At 57.8% G+C, this 23079-nt stretch carries 22 protein-coding genes and 1 tRNA gene; 10 read left to right on the forward strand and 13 right to left on the reverse strand.

Annotation, left to right across the window (positions count from 1 at the left end; translation table 11 throughout):
- Positions 1-8 precede the first annotated feature (8 nt).
- On the reverse strand, positions 9-962 hold the full coding sequence (locus tag FIV03_RS02490) for a YihY/virulence factor BrkB family protein (RefSeq protein WP_055657403.1): 954 nt from the start codon (positions 960-962) through the stop codon (positions 9-11).
- Between the two features lie 473 nt (positions 963-1435).
- Between FIV03_RS02490 and pheS the strand changes: the two genes are divergently transcribed.
- Genes pheS through pheT form a run of 3 tightly spaced genes read left to right on the forward strand, consistent with a single transcriptional unit; the run spans position 1436 to position 5672 of the window.
- Positions 1436-2518: a phenylalanine--tRNA ligase subunit alpha gene (gene pheS, locus FIV03_RS02495; protein WP_152508558.1), complete on the forward strand. Its 1083-nt coding sequence runs from the start codon at positions 1436-1438 to the stop codon at positions 2516-2518.
- Between the two features lie 24 nt (positions 2519-2542).
- Positions 2543-3196: a hypothetical protein gene (locus tag FIV03_RS02500; RefSeq protein ID WP_022999681.1), complete on the forward strand. Its 654-nt coding sequence runs from the start codon at positions 2543-2545 to the stop codon at positions 3194-3196.
- 58 nt (positions 3197-3254) lie between these two features.
- Entirely contained in the window at positions 3255-5672 is a 2418-nt protein-coding gene (gene pheT, locus FIV03_RS02505) for a phenylalanine--tRNA ligase subunit beta (RefSeq protein WP_152508559.1), read from the forward strand.
- Positions 5673-5729: 57 nt separating this feature from the next.
- Here the strand turns inward: pheT and FIV03_RS02510 are convergent, their stop codons facing one another.
- The 3 genes from FIV03_RS02510 to FIV03_RS02520 form a co-directional block, all read right to left on the reverse strand.
- A complete protein-coding gene (locus tag FIV03_RS02510) occupies positions 5730-6068 on the reverse strand; it encodes a hypothetical protein (RefSeq protein WP_145915833.1) in 339 nt (112 codons plus the stop codon).
- Positions 6069-6272: 204 nt separating this feature from the next.
- Entirely contained in the window at positions 6273-6593 is a 321-nt protein-coding gene (locus tag FIV03_RS02515; protein ID WP_286202253.1) for a hypothetical protein, read from the reverse strand.
- A 48-nt stretch (positions 6594-6641) separates the two neighbouring features.
- Positions 6642-7016 carry a hypothetical protein gene (locus tag FIV03_RS02520; RefSeq protein WP_286202254.1) on the reverse strand — a complete coding sequence of 125 codons (375 nt, stop codon included), beginning with the start codon at positions 7014-7016 and terminating at the stop codon, positions 6642-6644.
- Between the two features lie 136 nt (positions 7017-7152).
- Here FIV03_RS02520 and FIV03_RS02525 point away from each other — a divergent pair, with 136 nt between their 5' ends.
- From FIV03_RS02525 to FIV03_RS02540, 4 genes are all read left to right on the forward strand, one after another.
- Positions 7153-7788 (forward strand): nucleotidyltransferase family protein, encoded by a 636-nt coding sequence (locus tag FIV03_RS02525; protein WP_152508560.1) that lies wholly within the window; start codon positions 7153-7155, stop codon positions 7786-7788.
- Positions 7789-7952: 164 nt separating this feature from the next.
- Positions 7953-8888 (forward strand): hypothetical protein, encoded by a 936-nt coding sequence (locus tag FIV03_RS02530; protein ID WP_152508561.1) that lies wholly within the window; start codon positions 7953-7955, stop codon positions 8886-8888.
- Positions 8889-8893: 5 nt separating this feature from the next.
- A complete protein-coding gene (locus FIV03_RS02535) occupies positions 8894-9349 on the forward strand; it encodes a Panacea domain-containing protein (protein ID WP_152508562.1) in 456 nt (151 codons plus the stop codon).
- Positions 9350-9717: 368 nt separating this feature from the next.
- Complete coding sequence (locus FIV03_RS02540; RefSeq protein ID WP_286202294.1) at positions 9718-9993, forward strand: nucleotidyltransferase family protein; 276 nt, start codon at positions 9718-9720, stop codon at positions 9991-9993.
- Positions 9994-10026: 33 nt separating this feature from the next.
- Here the strand turns inward: FIV03_RS02540 and pabB are convergent, their stop codons facing one another.
- From pabB to FIV03_RS02565, 5 genes are all read right to left on the reverse strand, one after another.
- The gene (gene pabB, locus FIV03_RS02545) at positions 10027-11883 is read right to left on the reverse strand and encodes an aminodeoxychorismate synthase component I (RefSeq protein WP_152508563.1); all 1857 of its coding nucleotides are present in this window, start codon (positions 11881-11883) and stop codon (positions 10027-10029) included.
- 202 nt (positions 11884-12085) lie between these two features.
- Positions 12086-13597, reverse strand: coding sequence for a methyl-accepting chemotaxis protein (locus tag FIV03_RS02550; protein WP_152508564.1), 1512 nt, complete (start codon positions 13595-13597; stop codon positions 12086-12088).
- Complete coding sequence (locus FIV03_RS02555) at positions 13594-13917, reverse strand: hypothetical protein (protein ID WP_209009834.1); 324 nt, start codon at positions 13915-13917, stop codon at positions 13594-13596. Before FIV03_RS02555 ends, FIV03_RS02550 begins: the two co-directional genes overlap by 4 nt.
- Before the next feature lie 295 nt (positions 13918-14212).
- A complete protein-coding gene (gene msrA, locus FIV03_RS02560; RefSeq protein ID WP_152508565.1) occupies positions 14213-14878 on the reverse strand; it encodes a peptide-methionine (S)-S-oxide reductase MsrA in 666 nt (221 codons plus the stop codon).
- Positions 14879-15060: 182 nt separating this feature from the next.
- The gene (locus tag FIV03_RS02565; protein ID WP_152508566.1) at positions 15061-15375 is read right to left on the reverse strand and encodes a hypothetical protein; all 315 of its coding nucleotides are present in this window, start codon (positions 15373-15375) and stop codon (positions 15061-15063) included.
- Between the two features lie 685 nt (positions 15376-16060).
- On the opposite strand from FIV03_RS02565, the gene FIV03_RS02570 reads away from it, so the two are divergent.
- Positions 16061-16150 (forward strand) — tRNA-Ser (locus tag FIV03_RS02570).
- A 426-nt stretch (positions 16151-16576) separates the two neighbouring features.
- Here the strand turns inward: FIV03_RS02570 and FIV03_RS02580 are convergent.
- The 4 genes from FIV03_RS02580 to FIV03_RS02595 all read right to left on the reverse strand — a co-directional run bounded on the left by FIV03_RS02580 (position 16577) and on the right by FIV03_RS02595 (position 20913).
- Positions 16577-17710 (reverse strand): 3-hydroxyacyl-CoA dehydrogenase, encoded by a 1134-nt coding sequence (locus tag FIV03_RS02580; RefSeq protein ID WP_152508567.1) that lies wholly within the window; start codon positions 17708-17710, stop codon positions 16577-16579.
- 63 nt (positions 17711-17773) lie between these two features.
- Entirely contained in the window at positions 17774-18781 is a 1008-nt protein-coding gene (locus FIV03_RS02585; RefSeq protein WP_152508568.1) for an NAD(P)H-quinone oxidoreductase, read from the reverse strand.
- Between the two features lie 194 nt (positions 18782-18975).
- Positions 18976-20160 carry a beta-ketothiolase BktB gene (gene bktB, locus FIV03_RS02590; protein ID WP_152508569.1) on the reverse strand — a complete coding sequence of 395 codons (1185 nt, stop codon included), beginning with the start codon at positions 20158-20160 and terminating at the stop codon, positions 18976-18978.
- A gap of 18 nt (positions 20161-20178) precedes the next feature.
- Complete coding sequence (locus tag FIV03_RS02595; RefSeq protein ID WP_286202255.1) at positions 20179-20913, reverse strand: TetR/AcrR family transcriptional regulator; 735 nt, start codon at positions 20911-20913, stop codon at positions 20179-20181.
- 164 nt (positions 20914-21077) lie between these two features.
- On the opposite strand from FIV03_RS02595, the gene FIV03_RS02600 reads away from it, so the two are divergent.
- Both FIV03_RS02600 and FIV03_RS02605 read left to right on the forward strand, forming a co-directional pair.
- The gene (locus FIV03_RS02600; protein WP_286202256.1) at positions 21078-21851 is read left to right on the forward strand and encodes an SDR family oxidoreductase; all 774 of its coding nucleotides are present in this window, start codon (positions 21078-21080) and stop codon (positions 21849-21851) included.
- A gap of 10 nt (positions 21852-21861) precedes the next feature.
- Positions 21862-23070, forward strand: coding sequence for an acyl-CoA dehydrogenase family protein (locus tag FIV03_RS02605; RefSeq protein ID WP_152508570.1), 1209 nt, complete (start codon positions 21862-21864; stop codon positions 23068-23070).
- Positions 23071-23079: the final 9 nt, after the last annotated feature.

Consider the following 23079-nt stretch of genomic DNA (forward strand, 5'->3'; position numbering starts at 1 on the left):
GCGCACCTCTACTCCGCACTTGCAATGGATTTTCCCAGTATGTCGGCCTTCACGGCACCACGTGTGCCCATTGGCCGGTCCGGACCGACGGTGCTGTCGCGGCGGGTCTGCGCTTCCATCTCGCCATTCAACTCGGCCCCGAGCAAGATGATATAGGCCGAAATCCAGAGCCACATCAGCAGGATGATGACACCGGCAAGGCTGCCGAATGTTTTGTTGTAGCTGGCAAAGTTCGCCACATAGACCGAAAATCCGTAGGACGCGGCAAGCCACAACAGGCAGGCGATTACAGCGCCGGGCGTGATCCATTTCCATTTGGCATCGGTTCGAGACGGCCCGAACCTGTAAACGAAGGAAAGACCGGTGACGGTCAGAAATCCCAGAATGATCCAGCGGGCCGATGACAGGACCTTCTCCAACCAGTCAGGCAAGGCGAGATAACTGAAGACAACCGGCAGCAGAAGCGCGGACACCAACCCCAAGACCAGAGCGAAAACAAGCAGGATCGTCATCACGAAGGTTCTGGCTTTCAGCGCAATGAAGCCTCGCTTCTCAACCTCGTCATAGGCGATGTTAAGCCCTTCCATGAGGCTGGCCATGCCCTTGGAGGTGGAATAGAGCGCGATGCCCAGACCAATGACGAAGGCGAAGCCGAGCCCCGCATTCTCGCTGCCTGCAACATCTGCGGCCTGCGCCAGGATGATTTGCGACGCTTCCTTCGGCAGAAAGTTCTCGATCATTTCAAGCTGACGGCTGACCTCGACTGGTTCAACCACAAGCCCAGACAGCGCCGTGAACGCAGTTATGGTCGGGAAGATCGCAAGAAGACCGTAGAAGGCAACGCCGGCGGCGATCAGGTCGATGTGGTCGCGCTGGACCGCGTTCCACACCCGGTAGCTGATATCCAGCCAGCCCATTGGCGGGATCTTTTCCGGACTGCCCGCATCTCTTCCACGTGCCATGTTACCCCCTCAGTTGCCAGCCCACGCCCTTCTGTCCACGGACGTTGGCAAACAGCAGGGAGTTCAAAGGTAAACGCCCGGATGGGGATTGAGTTCCGGTGCCTGGGGCTCGCCACTACGCGTTGGCCAAGTTGAGGCGCAAGGCTGCCTCTCCTTTTCCGCTTGCCAACGCCTCGCCTTTCGCTACATTGACGCCCCATGAGCGACCTTACCGCACATATCCGCCGTTCCGGCCTTTGCAGTGGCTCTCAGCCTCTTTCCGGGATCGACGTGCGCCTCATCGAGCTGCAGGGCCCCGCCTGCGGTCGATTTACGCGCTAACGCGCTTTAATTCCGGCGCTTTTCTTCTCTTCGGGAACTCACGCAATAATGCGCATGAGGCCGTGGCAATCACCGCCATTATTCGCTAAAAGACCCCGACTTTCTGTTTCGACACCTCCGCGCGCACCGCGCGAACCGACGACCGAGTACGCATGTCCAACCTCGACACACTTGAATCCGATCTTCTGGCCGCCATCGAAGGCGCCGGGACCGAAGCCGCCCTGGAAGACATCCGCGTTGCCGCCCTTGGCAAGAAGGGCTCAATTTCCGAGCAGATGAAAACGCTCGGCAAGATGACCCCTGAAGAGCGCCAGGTGATGGGCCCTGCCCTCAACGGCCTCAAGGCGAAGGTCACCGACGCTATCGCCGCCCGCAAGGATGTGCTGGCGGAAGCGGCCCTGGAAGCACGGCTGGCCAGCGAGAAGGTGGATATCACCCTGCCGCTGCGCGCAACACCGGCGGAGACCGGCCGTATTCACCCGGTCAGCCAGGTCATCGACGAACTGACGGCGATTTTCGCCGACATGGGCTTTTCCATTGCGGAAGGCCCGGACATCGAGACCGACGAGCTGAACTTTACCGCGCTGAACTTTCCAGAAGGCCACCCGGCACGCGAGATGCACGACACGTTCTTCTTCAATCCGAAGGAAGACGGCGAACGGCTGCTGCTGCGCACGCACACCTCGCCGGTGCAGATCCGCACCATGCGCAACCAGGAACCGCCGATCCGCGTCATCATTCCGGGCCGAACCTATCGCTGCGACAGCGACCAGACCCACACGCCGATGTTCCACCAGGTGGAAGGCCTCGTGATCGACAAGGACAGCCATTTCGGTCATCTGAAATGGGTGCTGCGGGAATTCTGCAAAGCCTTCTTCGAAGTCGACGACATCAAGATGCGCTTCCGCCCAAGCTTCTTCCCGTTCACCGAACCGTCCATGGAAGTCGACATCCAGTGTGACCGGTCCGGCGGCGAAGTGAAGATCGGCCAGGGCGAAGACTGGCTGGAAATTCTCGGCTGCGGCATGGTTCATCCGAACGTCATCCGCAACTGTGGCCTCGACCCGGATATCTACCAGGGTTTTGCCTGGGGCATGGGGATCGACCGCATCGCGATGCTGAAATACGGCATGCCGGACCTGCGCGCTTTCTTCGACGCCGACGTCCGCTGGATCCAGCATTACGGCTTCCGCCCACTCGACCTGCCGACACTGTTCGGCGGTTTGTCCAGTTAACCGCCTGAATTTGGGGGCGCCATCATGTCATTGCTGATCCGCATCGTTCTTGCCGCCATGCTGACCGTTGCCGCCCTGTTGCCGGCAGCCGCGCAGACCAGCGACCAGGAAACACGCGTCGCGACGCCGACCTCGTTCCTCGAGGCCTGCGCGGACAAGATCGAGAACCGGGGCCGGCTGCGGTTCTGCGATACCTATTTCCGGGAGAAGCTGGGCACCGAAGCCGATGCGCTGCTGTATCTCCGTGACCGGATCACGCGTCTGCGTGCCGGCCACGAGGCAAGCTCGGCCGAAAAGTACCAGAGCTTCCTGCAGGCAATCTATATCGTGGCGTTCCTGACCATAGCTTCGATCGTGCTGATCGCCAGCGACCGGCGGATCGGCGGCACCGCCAAGTGGGCCGGCTTGACCAGCACCGCGGCCCTTCTGGTGATGGTGTTGATTGTCGCCATGGGCTGGCTCGGCAAGTACCGGGCCGAATATGCCGCCCAGGTCGAACTCGGCATCCTGCGGGACCGGATCGAGACGGAAGCTGCCCAGGCGATTGCCACCAAACAGCAGATCACGCCGGAGATCGTGCGCGGCTGGACCCGCGACTTTTCCGACATCGGCCGCCGCTTTGCCGAAAACTACGGCGCTGCGACCATCATTCCCGAAGTGGACCGGCTCGGCAACTGAGGCCTCCACGTCCCGTTTCGCGGTCCTGAGACCGCACCAAGTTTGAAGAGATCGAAAGATGAAATTCACCCTTTCCTGGCTCAAGGAGCATCTGGAAACCGACGCCAGCCTGGAAGAGATCGTTGAACGTCTCACCCTGATCGGACTGGAAGTCGAGGAAGTCACCAACCGCGCCGACCGCCTGAAGCCGTTCAGAATCGCAAAGGTTCTGGAAGCCGAACAGCATCCGAATGCCGACCGGCTGCGCGTCCTGAAGGTTGACACCGGCGAGGGCGACCCGGTGCAGGTTGTGTGCGGTGCGCCGAATGCCCGCGCCGGCCTTGTCGGTGTGCTCGGCAAGCCGGGCGACTATGTCCCCGGCCTTGATGTCACGCTTTCCGTCGGCAAGATCCGCGACGTGGAAAGCTTCGGCATGATGTGCTCGGAGCGCGAGCTGGAACTTTCCAACGAACATGACGGCATCATCGACCTGCCGGCGGATGCGCCGGTCGGCATGGCCTATGCCGAATGGGCTGGCCTGGATGAGCCAGTCATCGAAATCGGCCTGACGCCGAACCGCCCGGACTGCACCGGCGTATACGGCATTGCCCGTGATCTTGCCGCAGCCGGCCTCGGCAAGCTGAAGGAACGCAGCAACGAACAGGTTCGCGGCAGCTTCCCCTGCCCGGTCGACGTGACGCTCGATTTCGGCGACACCAAGCCGATGTGCAAGGCCTTCGGCCTGCGCCTGGTCAAGGGCGTGAAGAACGGCCCTTCGCCGAAATGGCTGCAGGACCGCCTGACCGCCATCGGCTTGCGCCCGATCAACGCCCTCGTCGACATGACCAACTACATCACCTTCGATCAGGGCCGGCCGCTGCACGTGTTCGACGCCGACAAGGTTCACGGCAATCTTGTTGTCCGCCGCGGCAAGCAGGGCGAGAAGATCGACGGCCTCAACGGCAAGAGCTACGAGCTCGATGACACGATCTGCGTCATTTCCGACGACAACGGCGTTGAAAGTCTCGGCGGCATCCTGGGCGGCGAGCCGTCCGGCTGCACGGAAGAGACTGTCAACGTTCTGATCGAATCCGCCCTTTGGGACGAGGATGACATTGCTGCCACAGGGCGCAAGCTCGGCGTCAATACGGACGCACGCTATCGCTTCGAACGTGGTGTCGATCCCAACTACATGATGCCCGGTCTGGAATATGCCACGCGCATGGTCATGGACCTGTGCGGCGGCGAGCCGTCCGAAACGGTGCAGGCCGGTTCCGTGCCGGATACCAGCAACATCATCGATTTCCCCTATTCGGAAATCAGGCGCCTGTCGGGCGTCGATGTTCTGCCCGCTGAAGCCAATGTCACCCTGAAGTCGCTCGGTTTCTGGATCTCCGGCGCCGGTGACACGGTCAAGGTGGCCGCACCCAGCTGGCGGCCGGACATCGAAGGCAAGGCCGACCTCGTGGAGGAGGTGGTGCGCATCATCGGTCTGGAGCGTGTTCCGTTCACACCACTGCCGCGCACCGGTACCGTCGGCCAGAAGGTGCTGACCACCGGACAGATCCGCCGCAACAAGGCGCGCCGGGCACTGGCCGCCCGTGGCTTCAATGAAGCAGTTACCTGGTCGTTCATTGCCAAGGATCACGCTGAACTCTTCGGTGGCGGCAACGCTGCGCTTGCGCTGGCCAATCCGATTTCCAGCGAGATGTCCGACATGCGCCCGAGCCTGCTTCCGGGCCTTTTGCTGGCGGCACAGCGCAATGCCGACCGGGGCTATGGCAATGTCGCCCTGTTCGAAGTCGGTCAGGTGTTCGAGAACGATACTCCTGAAGGCCAGAAAATGGTCGCAACCGGCGTGCGCCGTGGGTCTGCGAAGCTGCAGGGTTCCGGCCGGCACTGGTCGGGTGTTTCCCAGGCCGTTGACGTGTTCGACGCCAAGGCGGACGCCGAAGCAGCGCTGGCAGCCATCGGCGCGCCGGTAGACAAACTGATGGTGTCTGCAGATGCCCCGGCAACGTTCCACCCGGGCCGGTCCGGCTGTCTCAAGCTTGGCCCGAAGAACGTTCTGGCGGTGTTCGGCGAAGTTCATCCGCGCACGCTGCAGCTGCTCGACATCGAAGGACCGCTGGTCGCATTCGAGATCTTCCTCGATGCGCTGCCCGAACCCAAGGGCAAGGGTGGCCGTTCGAAGGGTGCCCTCAATGTCAGTGGCCTTATGCCGGTTCAACGCGACTTCGCGTTCCTAGTCGGCAAGGACATTTCGGCCGAGGCATTGCTCAAAGCGGCTCGTGGCGCGGAAAAGACGCTGATCAGCGATGTCACGCTATTCGACATTTACGAAGGTCAGGGTGTGCCGGAAGGCCAGAAGTCAGTCGCCATCGACGTGACACTGCAGCCGCGTCAGAAGACCCTCACGGACGAGGAAATCGACGCCGTGGCAAAGAAGATCATTGCCAATGTCGAGAAGGCAACCGGTGGCACGCTGAGAGGCTGAACCGGCGTTTCACAAGACTGGAAAAGGGGGCTGCGCGAACACCATCGCGCGGCCTTTTTACTGGCGGGCCTGCCCCATCTCTGCACAGACAAGGACGGAACATTTCGGGTTGTCCTTGGTCGGCACGAATGTCGGGCGCACCGTCTGTCCCGAGAAACACTGGTTCCGGCCGACGACAAACCGGTCGAACTTATAAGGGCCTGATTTCAGATTGATGCCCCCGAATCTCTTGATCAGGTCCTGCGTCTGGTCACAGGTCAGTTGCGTGGTATCGGGCTGACGCCGGGTTTGCGCTTCCGCCTGCAACACAGGGACAAGAGCCGCACACATAAACAGGCCTGCCTGAAGTGCGGACTTCGCAATTAACAGTTGTTTTCTTGTATTATTCTCGTTCATCGCAAGGCCTTTCCTGAGTATTCAGGCGAAGTCATGTATTAAATGGCTATGATTTCCAGCAGTAGGTAATCCGTATTTCATATTTGTGAAACGGTTTCCAAATGCAACACAGCGTTGCCCCGTCCGCGCATGAAATAGCAAGAAAAGCCTGCAAGGCGGTTAAGACTTCTGCCTCTTTATCCTGTTTTTGCAGAAGGATACCGTTTACCGCTGGGTCCGGTTCTGGAAACACCTGTAGCCGACGGAGCACTGCGGATTGTCTCGCGTGGGAGCAAATTTCGCACGGACCTGCCCCGTTTGCGGCCGGCAATAGCTGCCGTTTGCAACGAAGCGGTCAAAGGTCGACTGGCCGGTCGTCAGGACGATGCTGCCGCTTTTCCTGACCAGTTCCTGAGCCTGGGCACATGTCATCGACCGCGTGTCCGGGCGCCCGGCCTGGGCCATGGCCGGTTCTACGGCTGCGGTGACCCCGAGCCAGGTAAACACCAGGAAGCCGAAACATGCGTTTCTGGAAAGTCGGGTCACATGACGTCTCCTGTTGAAGTCCGGAAGGGCGACCATTCCGGATACGGCTCAGTCATACCGCCAGGGTTGGGGATTGATACAGCGAAGCACGTAGCATTTCGCATTGTCCCTTGTTGGAATGTAGTCCCGGCGCGTGACCTCACCATGCTGGCAGTAGCTCCGGTTGGCCACATACCGGTCGAACGTATAGCGCCCGGTGCTGAGCACGACGGCCCCACGCTGATTGATCATGGACTGGACCTGCCCGCAGGACATGGCGGTGGAATTCGGCCGTCCGGATTGGGCCGCGGACGGCAGAGCGGTGACAAGCACCGCCCCACAAGCGGCCAGTGCAGCGATCATTTGTGTGCGTGGCAAGAGGTACATCGGCAATTCCTGAAAAAACCAAACGTCTCCGAAGGAGATGGCACCGACCTGCGTCATGTCAAGTCGGTGCTCCCTCATCCGGTAGCGCGCGTATCTGCGGAGGACACATTCGAGTGCATGGTCCTCATCATGCACGGCTCGCGATACCTTGAGAATCGGATAGGTTGCCCCTTCGCGAAAAGAGGATCCGGAAATGACCGCCGATTTGCAGATGGATGTACGCGATGCAAGGCTGGGCGATCCCTATGCGGCCAGCGAGGAGACGCGGCTGGCAAGTCTTGAGCAGATCCTCAGGACCGTGCCTCATGTGATGGAAATCCTGACCACCATCCGCAACCTTGCCCTTCCTGATGCCTGGCTGGTGTCGGGTGGTATCTACCAGACTGTCTGGAACGTCCTCACCAACCGCCCCCTGCTGCACGGCATCAAGGATTTCGACATCATCTATTTCGACGGAACCGATCTATCCTACGAGGCTGAGGACGACGTTATCGGCAAGGTCAACCAGGCCCTGCCCGACTTGGCGAGCCTTCTGGAAGTGAGAAATCAGGCTCGTGTCCACCTGTGGTACGAGCGCCGTTTCGGCAGGCCATACCGCCCTCTCGACTGTGCCATGGATTCGCTGACGACCTATGCCTCGCGCACCCATTCGGTGGCGGCACGGCTCAATGAGGACGGGCGCTTGATGTTGCATGCGCCTTTCGGCCTTGCCAACCTGTTCGGTATGCGGCTGGTGCCCAATTACACACAGCCGAACCCGGAGACCTATGCGGAAAAGGCGGCACGGATGAAGGCCCTCTGGCCGGAGCTAAAGGTTGTACCTTTTTAAGGGTATTGCAATCGACTGCTGTCATTGCTCCATGAGCGAGGATTCCTTGCCTACTTTGCCCTCGCGACTAATGCGATTACCGGTAAACGATGCACAGCTGCGCGACTTACGCTTGAAATTTCGTCACAAAATATCTTATTTGTTCAGTCCAAGTGGGGGTGAAAATGGTCAAGCTCTTAAAGAGGATTCCACCTTTTGTGGTACCTTGCCTAGAGGTTATCTCAACTGGATTGATAGTGATTTTATCCGTAGTGTTCAGCATATGGCTAACAGATGAGATCACTGCCTCCAAACTTGGAATATCCCAACAAGAGCAAGATCTGAAAGAACTTCTCACCTTAGATTTCGCCTACTCGGCAATTTTTGATAATATTCGTAATTTCTCTACGCCGGTTCCGTATCTACTAATTTTTATTTTTATATCAACATTTGGACGGGTTGAGAGCTTCTTCAATCGGTATCAATACGGAAAGTACGGTATACTTCAGTCAAAAAATATGGCGACTGAAAAATTTCTTCGCAAGGAAACGCAATCACACGCTGACACAAAGAGTAGTTATTTTGACGCGCTGGCAGATACGCTCAAGTATATATTGACCAACGAAGTAACAGGCTTCGACCATCGTTGTAGAGTGACGGTCTACAGAAAACAGCACGATGATGACGAACACTTCCTGAGGCAGATATTTCGCCATTCACCCGTACTACTTCATGAGCAAAATGGTCGTTTTAGAATACCGTCAAATCAAGGAGTAGTCGGAGCTGCCTGGCTAAATCACGGTGTTAAGGAGTTTTCTTCAGAACATCCGCCTGACTCCGAGGAATTTCGTAACGAGATGAATGCTGCACTTCAAAACGAAGGCTGCACTCACCCAGAAGGTCCACTTTCGATGGCAAGCAAACATTACTATGCGCGTGCATTGCGCGACAACGAAGGTGGTCAGAGAATCGGCATCGTGGTATACGAAAGTACAGAGACTGGCGTCCTCAAAGTTGCGGGGATTGATCAGGTGCTGGACGGCGAGTCTTTAGATGTAGCCAGGTTTGTACGTCTAAGAGGTATCTTGCACAGTGAGTTCAACCCAGACCCAGAGGAGTAGGTACCATGAGCAAGATCGCTGATGTCGCAGCTTATTTTTGCAAACACTACCCTCACAAGTCAGAGCTTTCGAAAACGCGACTCACGAAACTCGTTTACTTGGCTGACTGGGAGGCTGCAAAAAGGAAAGGACGTCAAGTAACGGACATCGAATGGTACTTTCATAATTTTGGTCCGTACGTCGATGATGTGATTGAGGCGGTACAAGAGGATCCGAGGTTCGAAATTATTCAAGCTCTGAACTACTATGGCGAACCAAAGGTTGAGGTGCGGTTATCCGGCAAGGAAGCCGCTTCCGGCGGGCTTGATAATGAAGAAATAAACATTTTGGACAGCGTAATCGAGACTACGAGCCCCATGTACTGGGATTCATTTATCAAACACGTATACAGTACTACCCCAATTGAAAAGTCTGATCGTTATGCGCAATTAAACCTAGCGCAATTTGCCAAAACCGAATAAAAATCATGACTTGATAGCACATGCTACAGCAGGAAAGAAAGCGGCTAAGTCGCTCGCAATGCAGTCTGCCTCATCGCATGGATCGTTAGTATCTCGCTTCTAGAGGCGCTAACGCGAAATCCTCCCTCGGGTTATGGAAAGTCTGCGGTAAATTACCCCTTCCTATTTACAACCGAGCTCATCTAACACTTCTTAAGGTGCGATTGAAGTGAACTAAATGTGCTTTCCAGGCAAATAAATTTATGAAAAATCTGTAATTCTGAACATACACACACTTAAACCGAAATCCCCCCTACCCCTCTCACTGCTCGAAGAAATGCGGATGACGACACAAAGATTGTTGTCATATCGTACAAGTATGTGTCCACCTGTGGTACGAGAGCCGTTTCGGCAGGCCATACCGCCCTCTCGACTGTGCCATGGATTCGCTGACGACCTATGCCTCGCGCACCCATTCGGTGGCGGCACGGCTCGAAGAGGACAGGCGCTTGGTGTTGCATGCGCCTTTCGGCCTTGCCAACCTGTTCGGCATGCGGCTGGTGCCCAATTACACACAGCCGAAACCGGAGACCTATGCGGAAAAGGCGGCGCGGATGAAGGCCCTCTGGCCGGAGCTGACAGTCATTCCCTGGGACAGTGACTGAGATGTCAGCGCTGCTCTCTTGGCGTACCGGTAATCACCCCGCCTTGCGGGTGGCTTCATTGTGTTGCCCGGCTTCCATATGCCACGAACCACTCGCTTGTTCCGAAAGCAGGCGAGCGCGCATCAGACCGCGCACGGAATTGCCGACGTAGACTTCCTCGGCCTCCTGCAGATCCTGGAGCGTAAGGTCTGCCTCGCTTGCCAGACCACGTTCCAGAAGCCCCGCCCGAAAGGTGCCGGGCAGAAGCCCGTGACGAAGCGCAGGCGTCAGCAAACTACCGTTCCGTTTCACGAAAAGAGTGGTGTAGCTGCCCTCGGTGAGATAGCCGTTCTCGTTCAGGAACAGCACCTCCTGGCAACCGGTTTCCGCCTGACACCGCTGGCGCGTGTCATCGTAGAAGGCCCGGTTGGTGGTCTTGTGAAACAGGAACCTGTCGGTTGACCAAGTGGTTTCTTGCGCAATCACCAGATTGAAAACGGCCTCCTGACCGGCCGGCGGAAGATCCGTCGATGTGACCGAAATGCCGCCATCCGCCGACAGCAACAACCGCACACGCCTGAAACCGGCAAAGGTGCGAACATGCTGCAGAAGCTTCTCACGCACGTCTTCTTCGCGGTAAGGAAAGCCGAAATAGGCAGATGAGGCCTGCAGGCGCTGCATGTGCCGTTCCAGAAGCAAATAACCGTCGCCCGGGTGATAAGCCAGCGTCTCGATCAGATCGAAGCCGGGTGTGTCTTCGCTCATGAACCTCAGTTTCAGGGCGCATTCGTCGTATTCGGGAGACGCGCCGCTGTCGAAGATCACGCCGGACCCGCTTCCGGCTTCGCCGCTGCCGTCGTTTCGCAGCACCAGCGTCCGGATGGCGACATTCAGCCGGAAATCGCCTCCAGGCGCGAGAAAGCCGATCGAACCGGTGTAGACGCCACGCGGGCCGGTTTCCAGATCCTGGGCAATCTGCATGGCGCTGAGTTTCGGAGCTCCCGTGATCGAACCGCAAGGGAAGAGATGTTCTGCGATGCGTGCAAAGCCGACGTGATCGGGAACTTCAGCTTCGACCGTCGAGGTCATCTGGTGAAGGCTTTGGTAGCGCTCCACCTCGCACAGTTTGGTCACCTTGACGGTGCCGGTGTCGGCGATGCGCGAAAGGTCGTTGCGCATCAGGTCGACGATCATGGTGTTTTCGGACCGCTGCTTGGGATCAGTTGAAAGCGTGCGCGCAATCTTGGCGTCTTCGGAAGCGTAACGCCCTCGGGGCGCGGTGCCCTTCATGGGTTTGGTCCGCAGGCAGGTGCCTCGGCGCTCCAGGAAGAGTTCCGGCGAGAGAGACAGGATCGTCCGGTCTTCAAGACGCAGGAAAGCGGCAAATTCCACCGGCTGGCGACGCAGAAGGGTCTGGAAGATCCGTTCCGGAGCCCCCTGGTGCCGGAACCGCGCGCGCATGGTCAGGTTGACCTGATAGATGTCGCCCTTTGCCAGATGGTCGCGGACGCGGGCAAAGGCCGTATCGTAAGCGGCCCTGTCCATATCGAACTCCGGCTTGCCGATGGCAGCCTCGCCGTCGCCAGCCACGCTTTCCAGCATAGCTTTGGCTTCGTCGAGACCCAGTTCCTCCGGCGCGCCATACAGCCCGAACCAGAGCAACGGCTCTTCTGTTTGATGAAACCGTTGCCGCAGCTTTTCCTCGAAGGCAAAACCCAGTTCATAGGCAAGATAGCCTGCCGCATGGCGCCCGTCCGCCTGGGCGGCCTCAAGTCGCTCGAGGCAGCCCTGAACCTCCTCGAGCCGGGAGCAGGTGATCACCTCATCCGGCGCCTGAAACAACAGCGCAGACCGCTGCTTCAACAGGTCCAGCAGCAGGACCGTTCCGGGCGCGAAGGAGGATGCAGGCATCGTTTGGCGTCAGTGTCCGCAAGGGTGAAGAATGCTGCCAGCGTGGCACGTTTTCATCCGCAACGCTGGTTCGTTAGGGGCGGCTCATGGCATTCAAGCGACATCAGGTCAAGCATGCAGGACAGGAGAGCACCCCAAGAACGAAAAAACCGGCGGACTGGCCGCCGGTTTCCGAAGATCACGATCTGTTGCGGCCATACTCTCAGGCCGCAACATCCTTCAGGAAGGCGGTGATTGCCCGGCGCATGTCCTGGGTCTCCAGATCGAGGGTCTCGGCCGCCTCGACCATGGAGCCGACCGAGTGGCTGGTGCGTTCGACAGATTCCCGCACACCGTCGATGTTGTTGGCAACCCGTCCCGTGCCGTCCGCGGCTTCCGCCACATTGCGCGAGATTTCCTGGGTCGCCGCGCCTTGTTCGCCGACGGCGGCAGCAATGGCAGCCGTATAGCTGTTGACCTCGTCCATCGTCGTCGCAATCACTCCGATGGATTCCACCGCGTCCTTGGTTTCCGCCTGGATCGCCGCGATCTGGGCACCGATTTCTTCCGTTGCCTTGGACGTCTGTGTCGCCAGTTCCTTCACTTCGGCAGCAACAACCGCAAAGCCCCTGCCAGCTTCGCCCGCGCGGGCCGCCTCAATGGTGGCGTTGAGAGCCAGAAGGTTGGTCTGTTCGGCAATCGCCTGGATCAGCGTGACGACCTCGCCGATCCGATTGGCCGCATTCGCAAGGCCCGCGACCTTGCTGTTGCTGGTTTGCGCATTTTCCGTCGCCCGGTTGACGATGCCGGTGGTCTGTTCGACCTGGCGCGAAATCTCCGCAATCGAGGACGACAGCTCTTCTGCGGCGGAAGCGACCATCTGCACATTTGAGGACGCTGTTTCGGACGCATCCGATACGGAGCCTGCACGCGACGAGGTGTTTTCGGCAACGGTTCCGAGCTCGGTGGCGGCATCCCGCATTTCGCGCACCTTCAGGCCGACACCGTCCAGCTTGGCAGCGATATCACTTTCAAACGCCATGATGCGTTCGTTGATGACCTTCTGCTTGGCGCGCTCCATCTCGTCATTTTCAACGGTCCGGTGCTGCAGCACCATTGCCTGGGCGCGCGCGGCTTCCGCCTCTTCGCGCGCCTTGTCGGAAGCGGCAAACGCTCGTGCAAGGCTGTCGGTCATCCACCAAAGGGCGCCGACTTCCGCAACCACGACAAGCGCATGAAAGACCACGCGGCTGAAATCCGCCCCACCGGGAAACACGGCCCAGGGCATGGCGAAATTCAGGACAAGGTGGTGCACGGCGACGACGGCTGCATAGGCAACCAGCGCCCGCCAGTCGACCCAGCTGGCCAGGATGGCCAATACGGCGAAGAAATACATATGTGCGTCGAGCTGATAGGTGATCTGACCATCCGGCGTCGCCAGAGCGGCCACGAACAGGGCAACCAGCCCGGCAAGGGACATGGAAGTGGCCAGGCGCGTTTCAACGCCGGCCCCGAACTTCACCCATGTGCCGGTGGCCGCAACACCAAGGAGCAAGGCTGCCCCGCAAACCGCCACGAGCGAGACATAACCAACCCACCAGGCCGTTCCCATGACCAGGAACACATTCACCCAGATAAAATGGATCAGCATCCGCGCAAACTTCTGCCGGAACTGGTCCAGACCGGAAAGCTGACCCGACATCTGATCCGGTTGAGACATTTCCACACCGTTCATTTCAACTGCTCCAGGGAGACACCGCTCAATCGCGCACAGGCTTGTGCGATCAAGGAAGACGCCACAAAACCGGCGCCCGACCGGTAAAGATTTGCAATGGACTGTTGTTCACCGGCTTCGGTGAGCGCCACCCAGCTTCTGTCCCCGACGAACAGTACCGGGCCACCCGATCTGGCGATGACGCTGACCGCGCTTTCACCCCAGGGCCATGCGAATACCGCGACCGGCCCTTCGCGGGCAGGCATCAACGAGCCGACCAGCATCAACAGGCAGCTGGCCAGGAAGTATCCTGTCGCGAAAATTTTTGCCGAACGGCTCACGAAATCGATCCTTGAACGCCCATGCGTCAGGTCAATCCTCACAGCGCAAATTTAAGAAAGCCTGAAAATTCCATAGAGCGTTGAAATATATAAGCTATCTACGGATTTATACTTATATAGATCCTGACTTTTTTGACCCGCGTCAGCTGGCTTTCAAGATAGGCAACCTCGGCAAGGAAACGGCTGAGACTCTGCCGGCTTCAGACCCGGAGAATGCAAAAAGACGGGGCAGTGCCGTCACTGGCACTGCCCCGTCTTGAATTCAACCGGAACCAAGCTAGCGATCGGACTGCCTTCAGGCGGTCTGGCCCAGCCCGACCGGGCACGAGATGCCCGTGCCGCCGATCCCGCAATAGCCGGCCGGGTTCTTGGCCAGATACTGCTGATGGTAATCCTCGGCAAAATAGAAGGTATCCAGCTCCCGGATTTCCGTCGTGATGGTGCTTGCCAGGCCACCGGCCTTCAGGGCGTCCTGATAGGCTTGCCTCGACTGTTCGGCTCCGGCAAGGTCGTCGCCCTCGTTCACGTAGACGGCCGAGCGATACTGGGTACCGGTATCATTGCCCTGGCGCATGCCCTGGGTCGGGTCGTGATTTTCCCAGAAGACCTTCAGAAGGTCTCCGAGGGAAATCTCCGCCGGGTCATAAACGACCAGGACCACTTCCGTGTGACCCGTGCGCCCGGTGCAGGTTTCATGGTAGGTCGGGTTGGGCGTATATCCACCCGCGTAGCCGACTGCGGTGACATAGACACCGGGCAGCTGCCAGAACAGGCGTTCAGCGCCCCAGAAGCAGCCCATTCCGACCACAAGGGTTTTCATGTTGTCCGGATAGGGGCCTGCGAGCGGCCGTCCGTTGACGAAATGCGGCTCGGCCGGCCGGATCGCCTCGGAACGCCCCGGCAGGGCCTCGTCCTTGGCCGGCAGCGAAAATTTCTTGGTCAGCATCGTCATGAACGACATGGCTATCTCCCGCACACGCCGACAAAGCCTCTCGAGGATGCCCGGGAAGCAGTCGGCTTATTTCAGGAGCTAATGTGGCGCAGCTGCGCCCGCTTTCCAAGAGGCCCGTCACGCAACGGTGTTCGCGTGTGAGCGGAAACTGCCGTTTTGCGACACCTCGTCTGGTACTGCAAGAAACCGTGTCAGGCGTAAAGCGCACGCTGGCTGCGGCGCTTGGCTCCCAGCCAAAGCAGCGCCAGGCCGATCGGAGCGAAGACCACCCAGACCGGCCAGGTCAGAACAGACTCTTTCAGGGTCTGCCAGACCGTCGGGTCGAAAGACGCCACGATGTGGGCTTCCGCCAATTCGAGAGAGGCAGGCGACAGGTTCTGCCAGACCTGACCAAGCTGGGCCAGACGGATTTCGGACAGGGCAATGGAAGAACTTGCATCGGAAATGCCGGCAATAATCGCGACGGCGACAAAGCCGTAGCCGAGGATGCGGAATAAAAACTTCAAAACACTGATCATCGCTTTGCTTTCAGCTTCGCCAAAATATTAAACGGAGCGCCCGCTCCGGTCAGGCCTTCAAATATTAGCCGCCGAATGTTGAGCATTCCTTTAGGGTAATATCACCCCGCGCAGGAACAAGATTTGATATTCAACACATTCTTGTGACTTTGGTTCCCGGCTTTCGCAAGTGTTTTCGTTTCAAATGCTTCGAAATAAATTCAGGCAGCGCGATAGTTGCAGTGCAGCATTTCCCCAATACGCAAGCACAAAGCTGCCTCCCGGGACCTGTGCGACACCGTGGCCGCATCATCTCCCCGGCCTATCGCAACGCCGAACCCCAAGCGAGGTTATCTTCCCGCACAGAGACTGAGCCATGCCATGACCTTGCCGGCGAGACGTCTCTAGACCCTCGAAACCAACAGACGCTGATTCTGCGCGGCCATGCATGCGCCCGACCAGCCTCCAGCTGCAGACAAACCGCCTTGGCACCGCCACGACAGGAAAGATTTTTTCGGTCCAGGCATTGCCGGGTGCATGGCACGTTACAGCCGTTTTTTGCAGCTCATCCGAGCCCCGCACCCCCTCGACAATCCACAGCGGCGAGGCACCGAAAAAAAAACTTGTTCAAGTGCTTGCACTTGATCGCGCCATGGGTATATTGCGCCCCACTCAAGCGGGTGACGCTTGCGACGGACAGGTGGCCGAGTGGTTGAAGGCGCACGCCTGGAACGCGTGTATACGGGCAACCGTATCGAGGGTTCGAATCCCTCTCTGTCCGCCATTTCTCTTTCCAAGACATTGAAATTTTTTGTTTTTAAGGTTGGCCATCGCTCAACCCATCATTCTGGCCGTGGCAGGCCCGGTCTTCCCACAATCAGTCCAAATTATGCTCATGCCGCGCTATTTCCGCTGCAACCTGAAGCATCGCTGCTTATCGCTTGAGGCGTAGGTGGCAACCAAGACGCACGCAGCGTGCCGGAGACCGAGGCCCGCATTATGTGTCAGCGCCTGGCGAGCGAAGAAGGCATCTTCGCCGGAACATCGACTGGAATAAACGTGCTGGCAGCAATCGAGCTCGCCAAAAGAACTCGGACCGACCGCCACCGTCGTTACGGTCGCTTGTGACAGCGGCCTCAAAAACACGAACGGAGCATTGTTCAATGGTCCCCAGCGGAACGTGCCCTGAAGGCGGCCTCGGAGTTTGTCTTCAAACCAACGCCGGCACTCGTGCCTCGGCTCGTGTCGCATAGTCAAATACACGATCCAGGCCGGCCTTGGGCATTGATGCGCGATACGTTTGAAGAAGCGGCTCCAAAACCATTTCTACTGCGTCGCGACCCATTTCTCTCATCGTGGCGATCGGCAATTTGCCGAAGCGCAGGGCCAGACGTGCACCAAGCTCGAAAGCCTCGACCTGGGCTACGCCTTCGCCGAGAGCTTCGAGAATCGGGAAAAAAAGCGCTGCTTGGAGCCGATTGACAACAATATCCTCAACGCTCGAATGAACGGGCTGGACTTGGTCTTCGATATTCCAGCTGCCCTCGGTAGAGCCTATTTTTTGCAGGGATTGAGCTGGCTCATAAAACGGGCCGAGTGCCGCCAGGTTTTCGACGGCGTTCAGACTTATTCTTGGCTTGACGATGTTCATCACAGCGAAGGGGCCGAGTGCGAGGTCAAAGGCCCGCTGCGCTATGTCATCTATCTGTCCGGTTGTCGCGACACCTTCGTCCAGCAATCGAGCGGCTTCGTTGGTATAGGGACAGAAAAAGCGGTTGATCGCAAAACCGGTTGAATCCGCGCAGAGAATTTGAGTTTTGCCTGTCCTTTTCAGGAACTCTTGCGCAGCGCTGAGGACCTCGGGCTTAGTCTGGTCACCGGAAATCAATTCGACTAGAGGATTATGCTCCGCCGGACTGAAATAGTGCAGCCCCAGAAATCTTGATGGGTCGGGAAGCGCATCGGCAAGGTCAGCAAGCCGCAGTGTGCTTGTATTCGTGGCAACTATGGACCTGGGAGGCAACTCCCCTGCGAGCTGCAAGAATATTTTCCGCTTCAGGCCCAGATCTTCAAAAACCGCTTCGATAATCAGGTCGCTCCGGGCAACATCGGAGAGAGCCCTCGTCAGTGAAAGGCATGATCTGGCATCACGTGCCTCATCAGCTGTCATCTTCTCCTTGTCGACCAGTCTGGAAAAATGCCTGTCTATTCTTAGCGACAGCGCACGCAGATTTTCCTCGCTCAAATCAACGACGGTCGTCCTGAGGCCTGCCATCAAGCATGTAATCGCAATACCACCGCCCATAGTGCCGGCACCGACGATTGCAATCGTTTCTATTTTCATAAGAGTATCTCCCGAACTTCCGGATCACGCGTAACAAGCGAGCGCTCGATAGAAAAATGATGACTAGAGATCCGCTTGCAGAACAATTTTCCCGAAATGCTGGCCAGACTCGATGTAGGTGTGCGCATCCGATGCCCTATCCAATGAAAAGATCTTGTTCACGACCGGGCGAATTTTCCCGGATTGAAAGAGTGGCCACACCACGTCCGTGAGACCGGCGGCAATTTCGGCTTTGACGGAAAGAGGCTGGGGGCGCAGCAGGGAGCCTGTCAGCGTCAGGTTTTTCACCAGCACCGGCATCATGTCGACTTCGACCTTGCTGCCCTTCAGATAGTAGAGATTGACGAGCCGACCCTTCTGGCCAAGGCACTCCATGTTCCTTTGGATATAGTCTCCACCGACCATGTCGAGAACCAGGTCGACACCGCGGCCTTCCGTCTCCCCTCTGATGACCGCGACAAAGTCCTCTTCCAGATAGTTGATGGCCCTTTTCGCACCGAGACCGGCACAGAACTCGCAAGCCGGACCGTCCGCAGCTGTCGTATAGACGTCGAGACCCAGGCTCGAGGCGAGCTGTATTGCCGCACTTCCGATCCCGCCACTGCCGCCGTGCACCAGCAGGCTCCGGGCGCTCAGCAGATTGCCCTGCATTGCGAGGTTGAACCAGAGCGTGAAATAGACCTCGGGCAATGTCGCAGCCTCGGTCATCGAGACGTTTTCCGGCAGAGGCAGACATTGCTCTACGGGTGCGAGGCAATACTCGGCGTACCCACCTCCCGGCGTGAGTGCACATACCGCATCGCCTGCCTTGAAACCGTCAACACCTTCGCCGGTTTCATGGACATAGCCCGCGACTTCGAGACCAGGAAGATCGCTTGCACCGGGCGGCACGTTGTAGCGTCCCTGGCGCTGCAAGACATCGGGGTAGTTCACACCGGAAGCCATCACCTTGATAACCACCTGACCCGGACCGGGAACTGGCCGTTCCCTGAAAGTCGTTGTCAGGACCGAAGGCGCTCCCGGAGTTTTGATCTCGACACATTTCATGAGGTCTTGCGATGTAATGGTCATGTTTGTTTCCGATTTTGATGTTGAAGATTTTCTGCACCGCCGGGAGATGGAGGCGACGGCGCGTTCAAGCCCGGATTGCAAGGCGCAAGAAACCGGCCGGAAAACCGCGTCAGACGCGGTTCCGCACAGAACCTCAGTGAGGAATGGTTTTCCCGCGACCTGCGCCGCGTTACTCCAGCCGGGAAACTTTCAGTCTAGCGAGCATTCTCGACAATGAGGGATATGCCTTGGCCGCCACCGATGCACATCGTGGCGAGCCCGTATCTGCCGCCAATACGTTTCAGTTCGTAAAGAAGCTTGACCAGGATGATTGCGCCCGACGCTCCGACCGGATGGCCCAGAGCGATCGCCCCACCGTTCGGATTGACTTTTTCCGATGCCAATCCGAGTTCCGATGAAACGGCGCATGCCTGAGCAGCAAAGGCTTCGTTGGATTCGATCACGTCCAAATCTCCGACCGTCAATCCCGCCCGTTTCAGGGCCTGTTTTGTCGCGGAGATAGGTCCGAGCCCCATGAAAGCCGGATCCACTCCTCCAAGTCCGTAGGCCACGATCCTGGCCATCGGCTGGGCATTCCTGGATTGAGCGGCATCTTCATTCATCAAAACAAGTGCGGCCGCACCGTCATTGATCCCGCTCGCGTTGCCTGCCGTCACCGTGCCGTCCGGCTTGAACGCCGGGCGAAGGCGAGCGAGGTCCTCCATGGTAACGTTTTCGCGAACGTGCTCATCAACTTCGAAGGTCTTCTCGGTCCGTCCGGATCTCACGGTCATAGGGAGGATCTGTTCCTTGAACCGGCCTTCGGAAATCGCTGCAGCGGCCTTGTGATGAGAGTCTCTTGCGAACGTGTCCTGTGAGATCCGGTCAATACCGAGTTTTTTGGCGATGTTTTCCGCGGTTACACCCATGTGGCCGTTTCCAAACGGGTCGGTCAGCGCTCCGATCATCATGTCCGTGGCGACGACGTCACCCATCTTCTGGCCCGCCCTCGATTGCGTCAGAAGATGACCCACCCTGCTCATGTTCTCCGCCCCGCCTGCAAGCGCAACTTCGGCATTACCGAGTAGGATCTGTTCTGTTGCGGAAACGACGGCCTGAAGCCCGGAGCCGCAGAGCCGATTGAGAGTAAGGGCCGGGGAGCTGTCAGGTACGCCCGCATTAATTGCCACGACCCGGCTCAGGTACATGTCTTGAGGCTGCGTATGGATGACGTTTCCGAACACTGTTTGCTCGACTTCCGACGCGGCAATACCTGCACGCCTAATCGCTTCAGATGCCACGGCGGCACCGAGATCGGTGGGAGACATCCCGGAAAGCGAACCTGAGAAGGTTCCGATGGCGGTTCTTACACCAGAGACGATTACTGCGTTGTTAGCCATTACCAGTACCTGTTTGAGTTAGCCCACCGAACCTGAAGCGTCAGCCCCCGTTTGGTCGGTGTGTGTAAGATCAGAAATCTGATCAATTGGAAGACAGGCCGACAGAACGATGTTCTGAACAGTCCTGACATATTCGTCGACCGTGACACCGCGCCGTCTGTATTTTGCCCGTTTCACGTACCAGTCCTGCAGAAGCGGCTTGATCAATGTCGGCAAAAGAGGCGTAACACCGGTTCGGAACCTTCCTTCGGCCTTCGCGCGCTCAGTCACATCGGCGAAGAACCTTTCCGTCAATTCCTCGCTATCAACGGCCATCTCGCGCTCTTTTGCCGGAAAGTTCTTGGCCTCCATGAAGGCAAAACTGAACCAGGGAAGCATGTCATCGGTCAGCCGGATATGAGCTTCGATAAGCCACTTCAGATGTTCGATCGGATCTCCGGTCACTTCTGCCGGCGGATTTCCAAGAACCGTTTGAACGGAGCTCGTAACCTCGGTCAGAACCATGTTCAGTAGCGTCGTCTTGCTATCGAAATAGGCATAGAGACCACCCATCGAGACGCCAGCTTCTTTCGACAGATCTCGCAGGGACATTGCCTGAAAGCCTTTGCGGTTCGAAAGTTTGAGAGCCGCCAAAATGATAAGCTTGAGCTTCTTGAGTGCAACATCCGGCTTTTGAACGGAAATGACGTCGGCATTCCTCTCCAGCATCGACCGGCAAAGATCATCGGGTGAGCGTCTACTTGTAACTGGCACGATGCCTCCAGCATGAATTCGTTGGCGTTAATGCGATTGCGCACACCAAAAATCGCATAAAACGAGCGTTCGATCCAAATCTATATATCGAGCGAGCGCTCGATTGACAAGTTGGAATTCGAAAGATAGAAAATGAACGAGCGCTCGATAGGAGGATAGGGCACTTGAACACGGAATTGGGAAAACGAGAGACCTGGCCCGGGCTGGCAGGCAAGAAAGCGCTGGTGACCGGCGCCTCTTCTGGACTAGGGGCTCATTTCGCCGCTTTGCTGGCCGCTCAAGGCGTTCAGGTTGTGGTGGCTGCACGTCGCCTGGACCGCCTGGAAAGCTTGTGTGCCGACCTCACGGAGAAAGGCGCGTCGATCACGCCGCTCGAGATGGACGTCGCCTCGTCAACGTCCGTCACGCAAGCAATGTCGGGACAAATATTCGATTTGGTCGTCAACAATGCCGGGGTCTCGCATTCCGCCCCGGCTCTTGACCATGACCCAGACACGCTCGATCGCGTCATGGACACCAACTTCAAGGGCGTCTTTCACGTTGCCCGGACCGCCGCCGCCGAAATGAAAGCCAACGGCCGGAGTGGCGTCATCGTGAACATCGCTTCCATCCTCGGCTCGCGGGTAGCCGGCAATGTTGCTGCATATGCTGCCTCAAAAGGTGCGGTCATTCAGCTCACACGCGCATTGGCACTTGAATTGGCGCGACACGGAATTCGCGTCAATTCGCTGAGCCCCGGCTACATCGAAACGGACCTGAACAGTGACTTCTTTGCCTCTGAGCCAGGACAGGCACTGGTCAGGCGTATTCCGCAGCGTCGCCTTGGCCGCCCCGGAGACCTCGACGGACCGCTTCTTCTTCTTTTGTCCGATTACGGCCGCTTCATGACTGGCGCCGACATCGTCGTCGACGGCGGACATCTCGTTTCTTCTTTGTAGGTGAGGTCAAATGGACTTTCGAATTTCAGCTCGCGTCGCAGACTATCGTTCGCGAATTGCGCGGTTCGTGGAGCAGGAAATATTTCCGGTAGAACTCGACCGGAACGCATGGGATTGCCATGGCAACATCGGCCATACCGCTCTTTCCACCTTGCAGGAAAAAGCCCGAGCCGAGGGACTTTGGTGCCTGCAGCTGCAAAAGGAAACCGGGGGCCAAGGCCTGGGCAAGGTCGGGATGGCGGTTTGCTACGAAGAAATGAACCGGTCGATCTTCGGTCCTGTCGTTTTCAACTCCGCTGCACCGGACGACGGAAACATGATGGTCCTGGAGCAAGCCGGGACAGACGCGCAAAAGGAACGTTGGCTGAAGCCGATTGCCGAAGGCAAGGTGCGTTCTTCCTTCGCCATGACGGAACCGCATCCTGGCGCAGGTTCAGATCCCAACATGATGTTGACGACAGCGGAAAAGCGTGGAGACACCTATGTCCTGCGAGGCAGGAAATGGTTCATTACCGGCGCAGAAAATGCTTCTCATTTCATTACGATCGCACGCACATCTGACGACCCGCGGCATGGTCTGACCGCTTTTCTTCACCATCGCGACGAGCCCGGCTGGCGGATAGAACGCCGAATTCCGATCATGGGCCCGGAGGAACACGGTGGACACTGCGAAATCGTCTACGAAGACATGGTTCTCCCCGCGGATCGTGTGCTTCTTGGCGAAGGCAAGGGCCTGAAAATCACGCAGATGCGCCTCGGCCCTGCAAGGCTCACGCATTGCATGCGCTGGCTGGGTCTTGCGAAGCGATGCACCGAAATCGCCCGGACATACGCCTGTGAACGGGAAGGCTTTGGAATTCGGCTGGCGAACCGGGAGAGCACCCAGATCAAATTGGGGGATCTTGCCATGGGTATCGAGATCGGTCGTTTGCTTGTCATGAAGGCCGCCTGGACGCTCGATCAGGGTGACTTTGCAAAAAAAGAAGTCTCCATGGCGAAAATTCACGTCGCCAACCTCCTTCACAAGGCCGCCGACACCGCAATCCAGATCAATGGAGCACGCGGCTATTCCACGGACACGGTCCTTGAATGGATTTACCGCTACGCGCGCCAAGCAAGGCTCGTCGATGGTGCGGATGAAGTCCACCAGATGGTTCTCAATCGCTTGCAGGCTGAAAGCGGCCCGTCGTTCTGGTCGTGGCCGATGAGCGAAGACTGAGGACATATT

The organism is Labrenzia sp. THAF187b, assembly GCF_009363375.1.
Classification (GTDB): Bacteria; Pseudomonadota; Alphaproteobacteria; order Rhizobiales; family Stappiaceae; genus Roseibium; species Roseibium algicola.

Excerpts from the sequence above, each read along its gene's own strand:
- pabB (WP_152508563.1), bottom strand. The coding sequence starts at position 11,883 with ATGCCTGCATCCTCCTTCGCGCCCGGAACGGTCCTGCTGCTGGACCTG.
- FIV03_RS02580 (WP_152508567.1), bottom strand. The coding sequence starts at position 17,710 with ATGAAAATAGAAACGATTGCAATCGTCGGTGCCGGCACTATGGGCGGT.
- msrA (WP_152508565.1), bottom strand. The coding sequence starts at position 14,878 with ATGTCGTTCATGACGATGCTGACCAAGAAATTTTCGCTGCCGGCCAAG.
- pheT (WP_152508559.1), top strand. The coding sequence starts at position 3,255 with ATGAAATTCACCCTTTCCTGGCTCAAGGAGCATCTGGAAACCGACGCC.
- FIV03_RS02605 (WP_152508570.1), top strand. The coding sequence starts at position 21,862 with ATGGACTTTCGAATTTCAGCTCGCGTCGCAGACTATCGTTCGCGAATT.
- FIV03_RS02530 (WP_152508561.1), top strand. The coding sequence starts at position 7,953 with ATGGTCAAGCTCTTAAAGAGGATTCCACCTTTTGTGGTACCTTGCCTA.
- FIV03_RS02510 (WP_145915833.1), bottom strand. The coding sequence starts at position 6,068 with ATGAACGAGAATAATACAAGAAAACAACTGTTAATTGCGAAGTCCGCA.
- bktB (WP_152508569.1), bottom strand. The coding sequence starts at position 20,160 with ATGGCTAACAACGCAGTAATCGTCTCTGGTGTAAGAACCGCCATCGGA.
- FIV03_RS02585 (WP_152508568.1), bottom strand. The coding sequence starts at position 18,781 with ATGACCATTACATCGCAAGACCTCATGAAATGTGTCGAGATCAAAACT.
- FIV03_RS02535 (WP_152508562.1), top strand. The coding sequence starts at position 8,894 with ATGAGCAAGATCGCTGATGTCGCAGCTTATTTTTGCAAACACTACCCT.
- FIV03_RS02550 (WP_152508564.1), bottom strand. The coding sequence starts at position 13,597 with ATGAACGGTGTGGAAATGTCTCAACCGGATCAGATGTCGGGTCAGCTT.
- FIV03_RS02490 (WP_055657403.1), bottom strand. The coding sequence starts at position 962 with ATGGCACGTGGAAGAGATGCGGGCAGTCCGGAAAAGATCCCGCCAATG.
- FIV03_RS02525 (WP_152508560.1), top strand. The coding sequence starts at position 7,153 with ATGACCGCCGATTTGCAGATGGATGTACGCGATGCAAGGCTGGGCGAT.
- pheS (WP_152508558.1), top strand. The coding sequence starts at position 1,436 with ATGTCCAACCTCGACACACTTGAATCCGATCTTCTGGCCGCCATCGAA.
- FIV03_RS02500 (WP_022999681.1), top strand. The coding sequence starts at position 2,543 with ATGTCATTGCTGATCCGCATCGTTCTTGCCGCCATGCTGACCGTTGCC.
- FIV03_RS02520 (WP_286202254.1), bottom strand. The coding sequence starts at position 7,016 with ATGACGCAGGTCGGTGCCATCTCCTTCGGAGACGTTTGGTTTTTTCAG.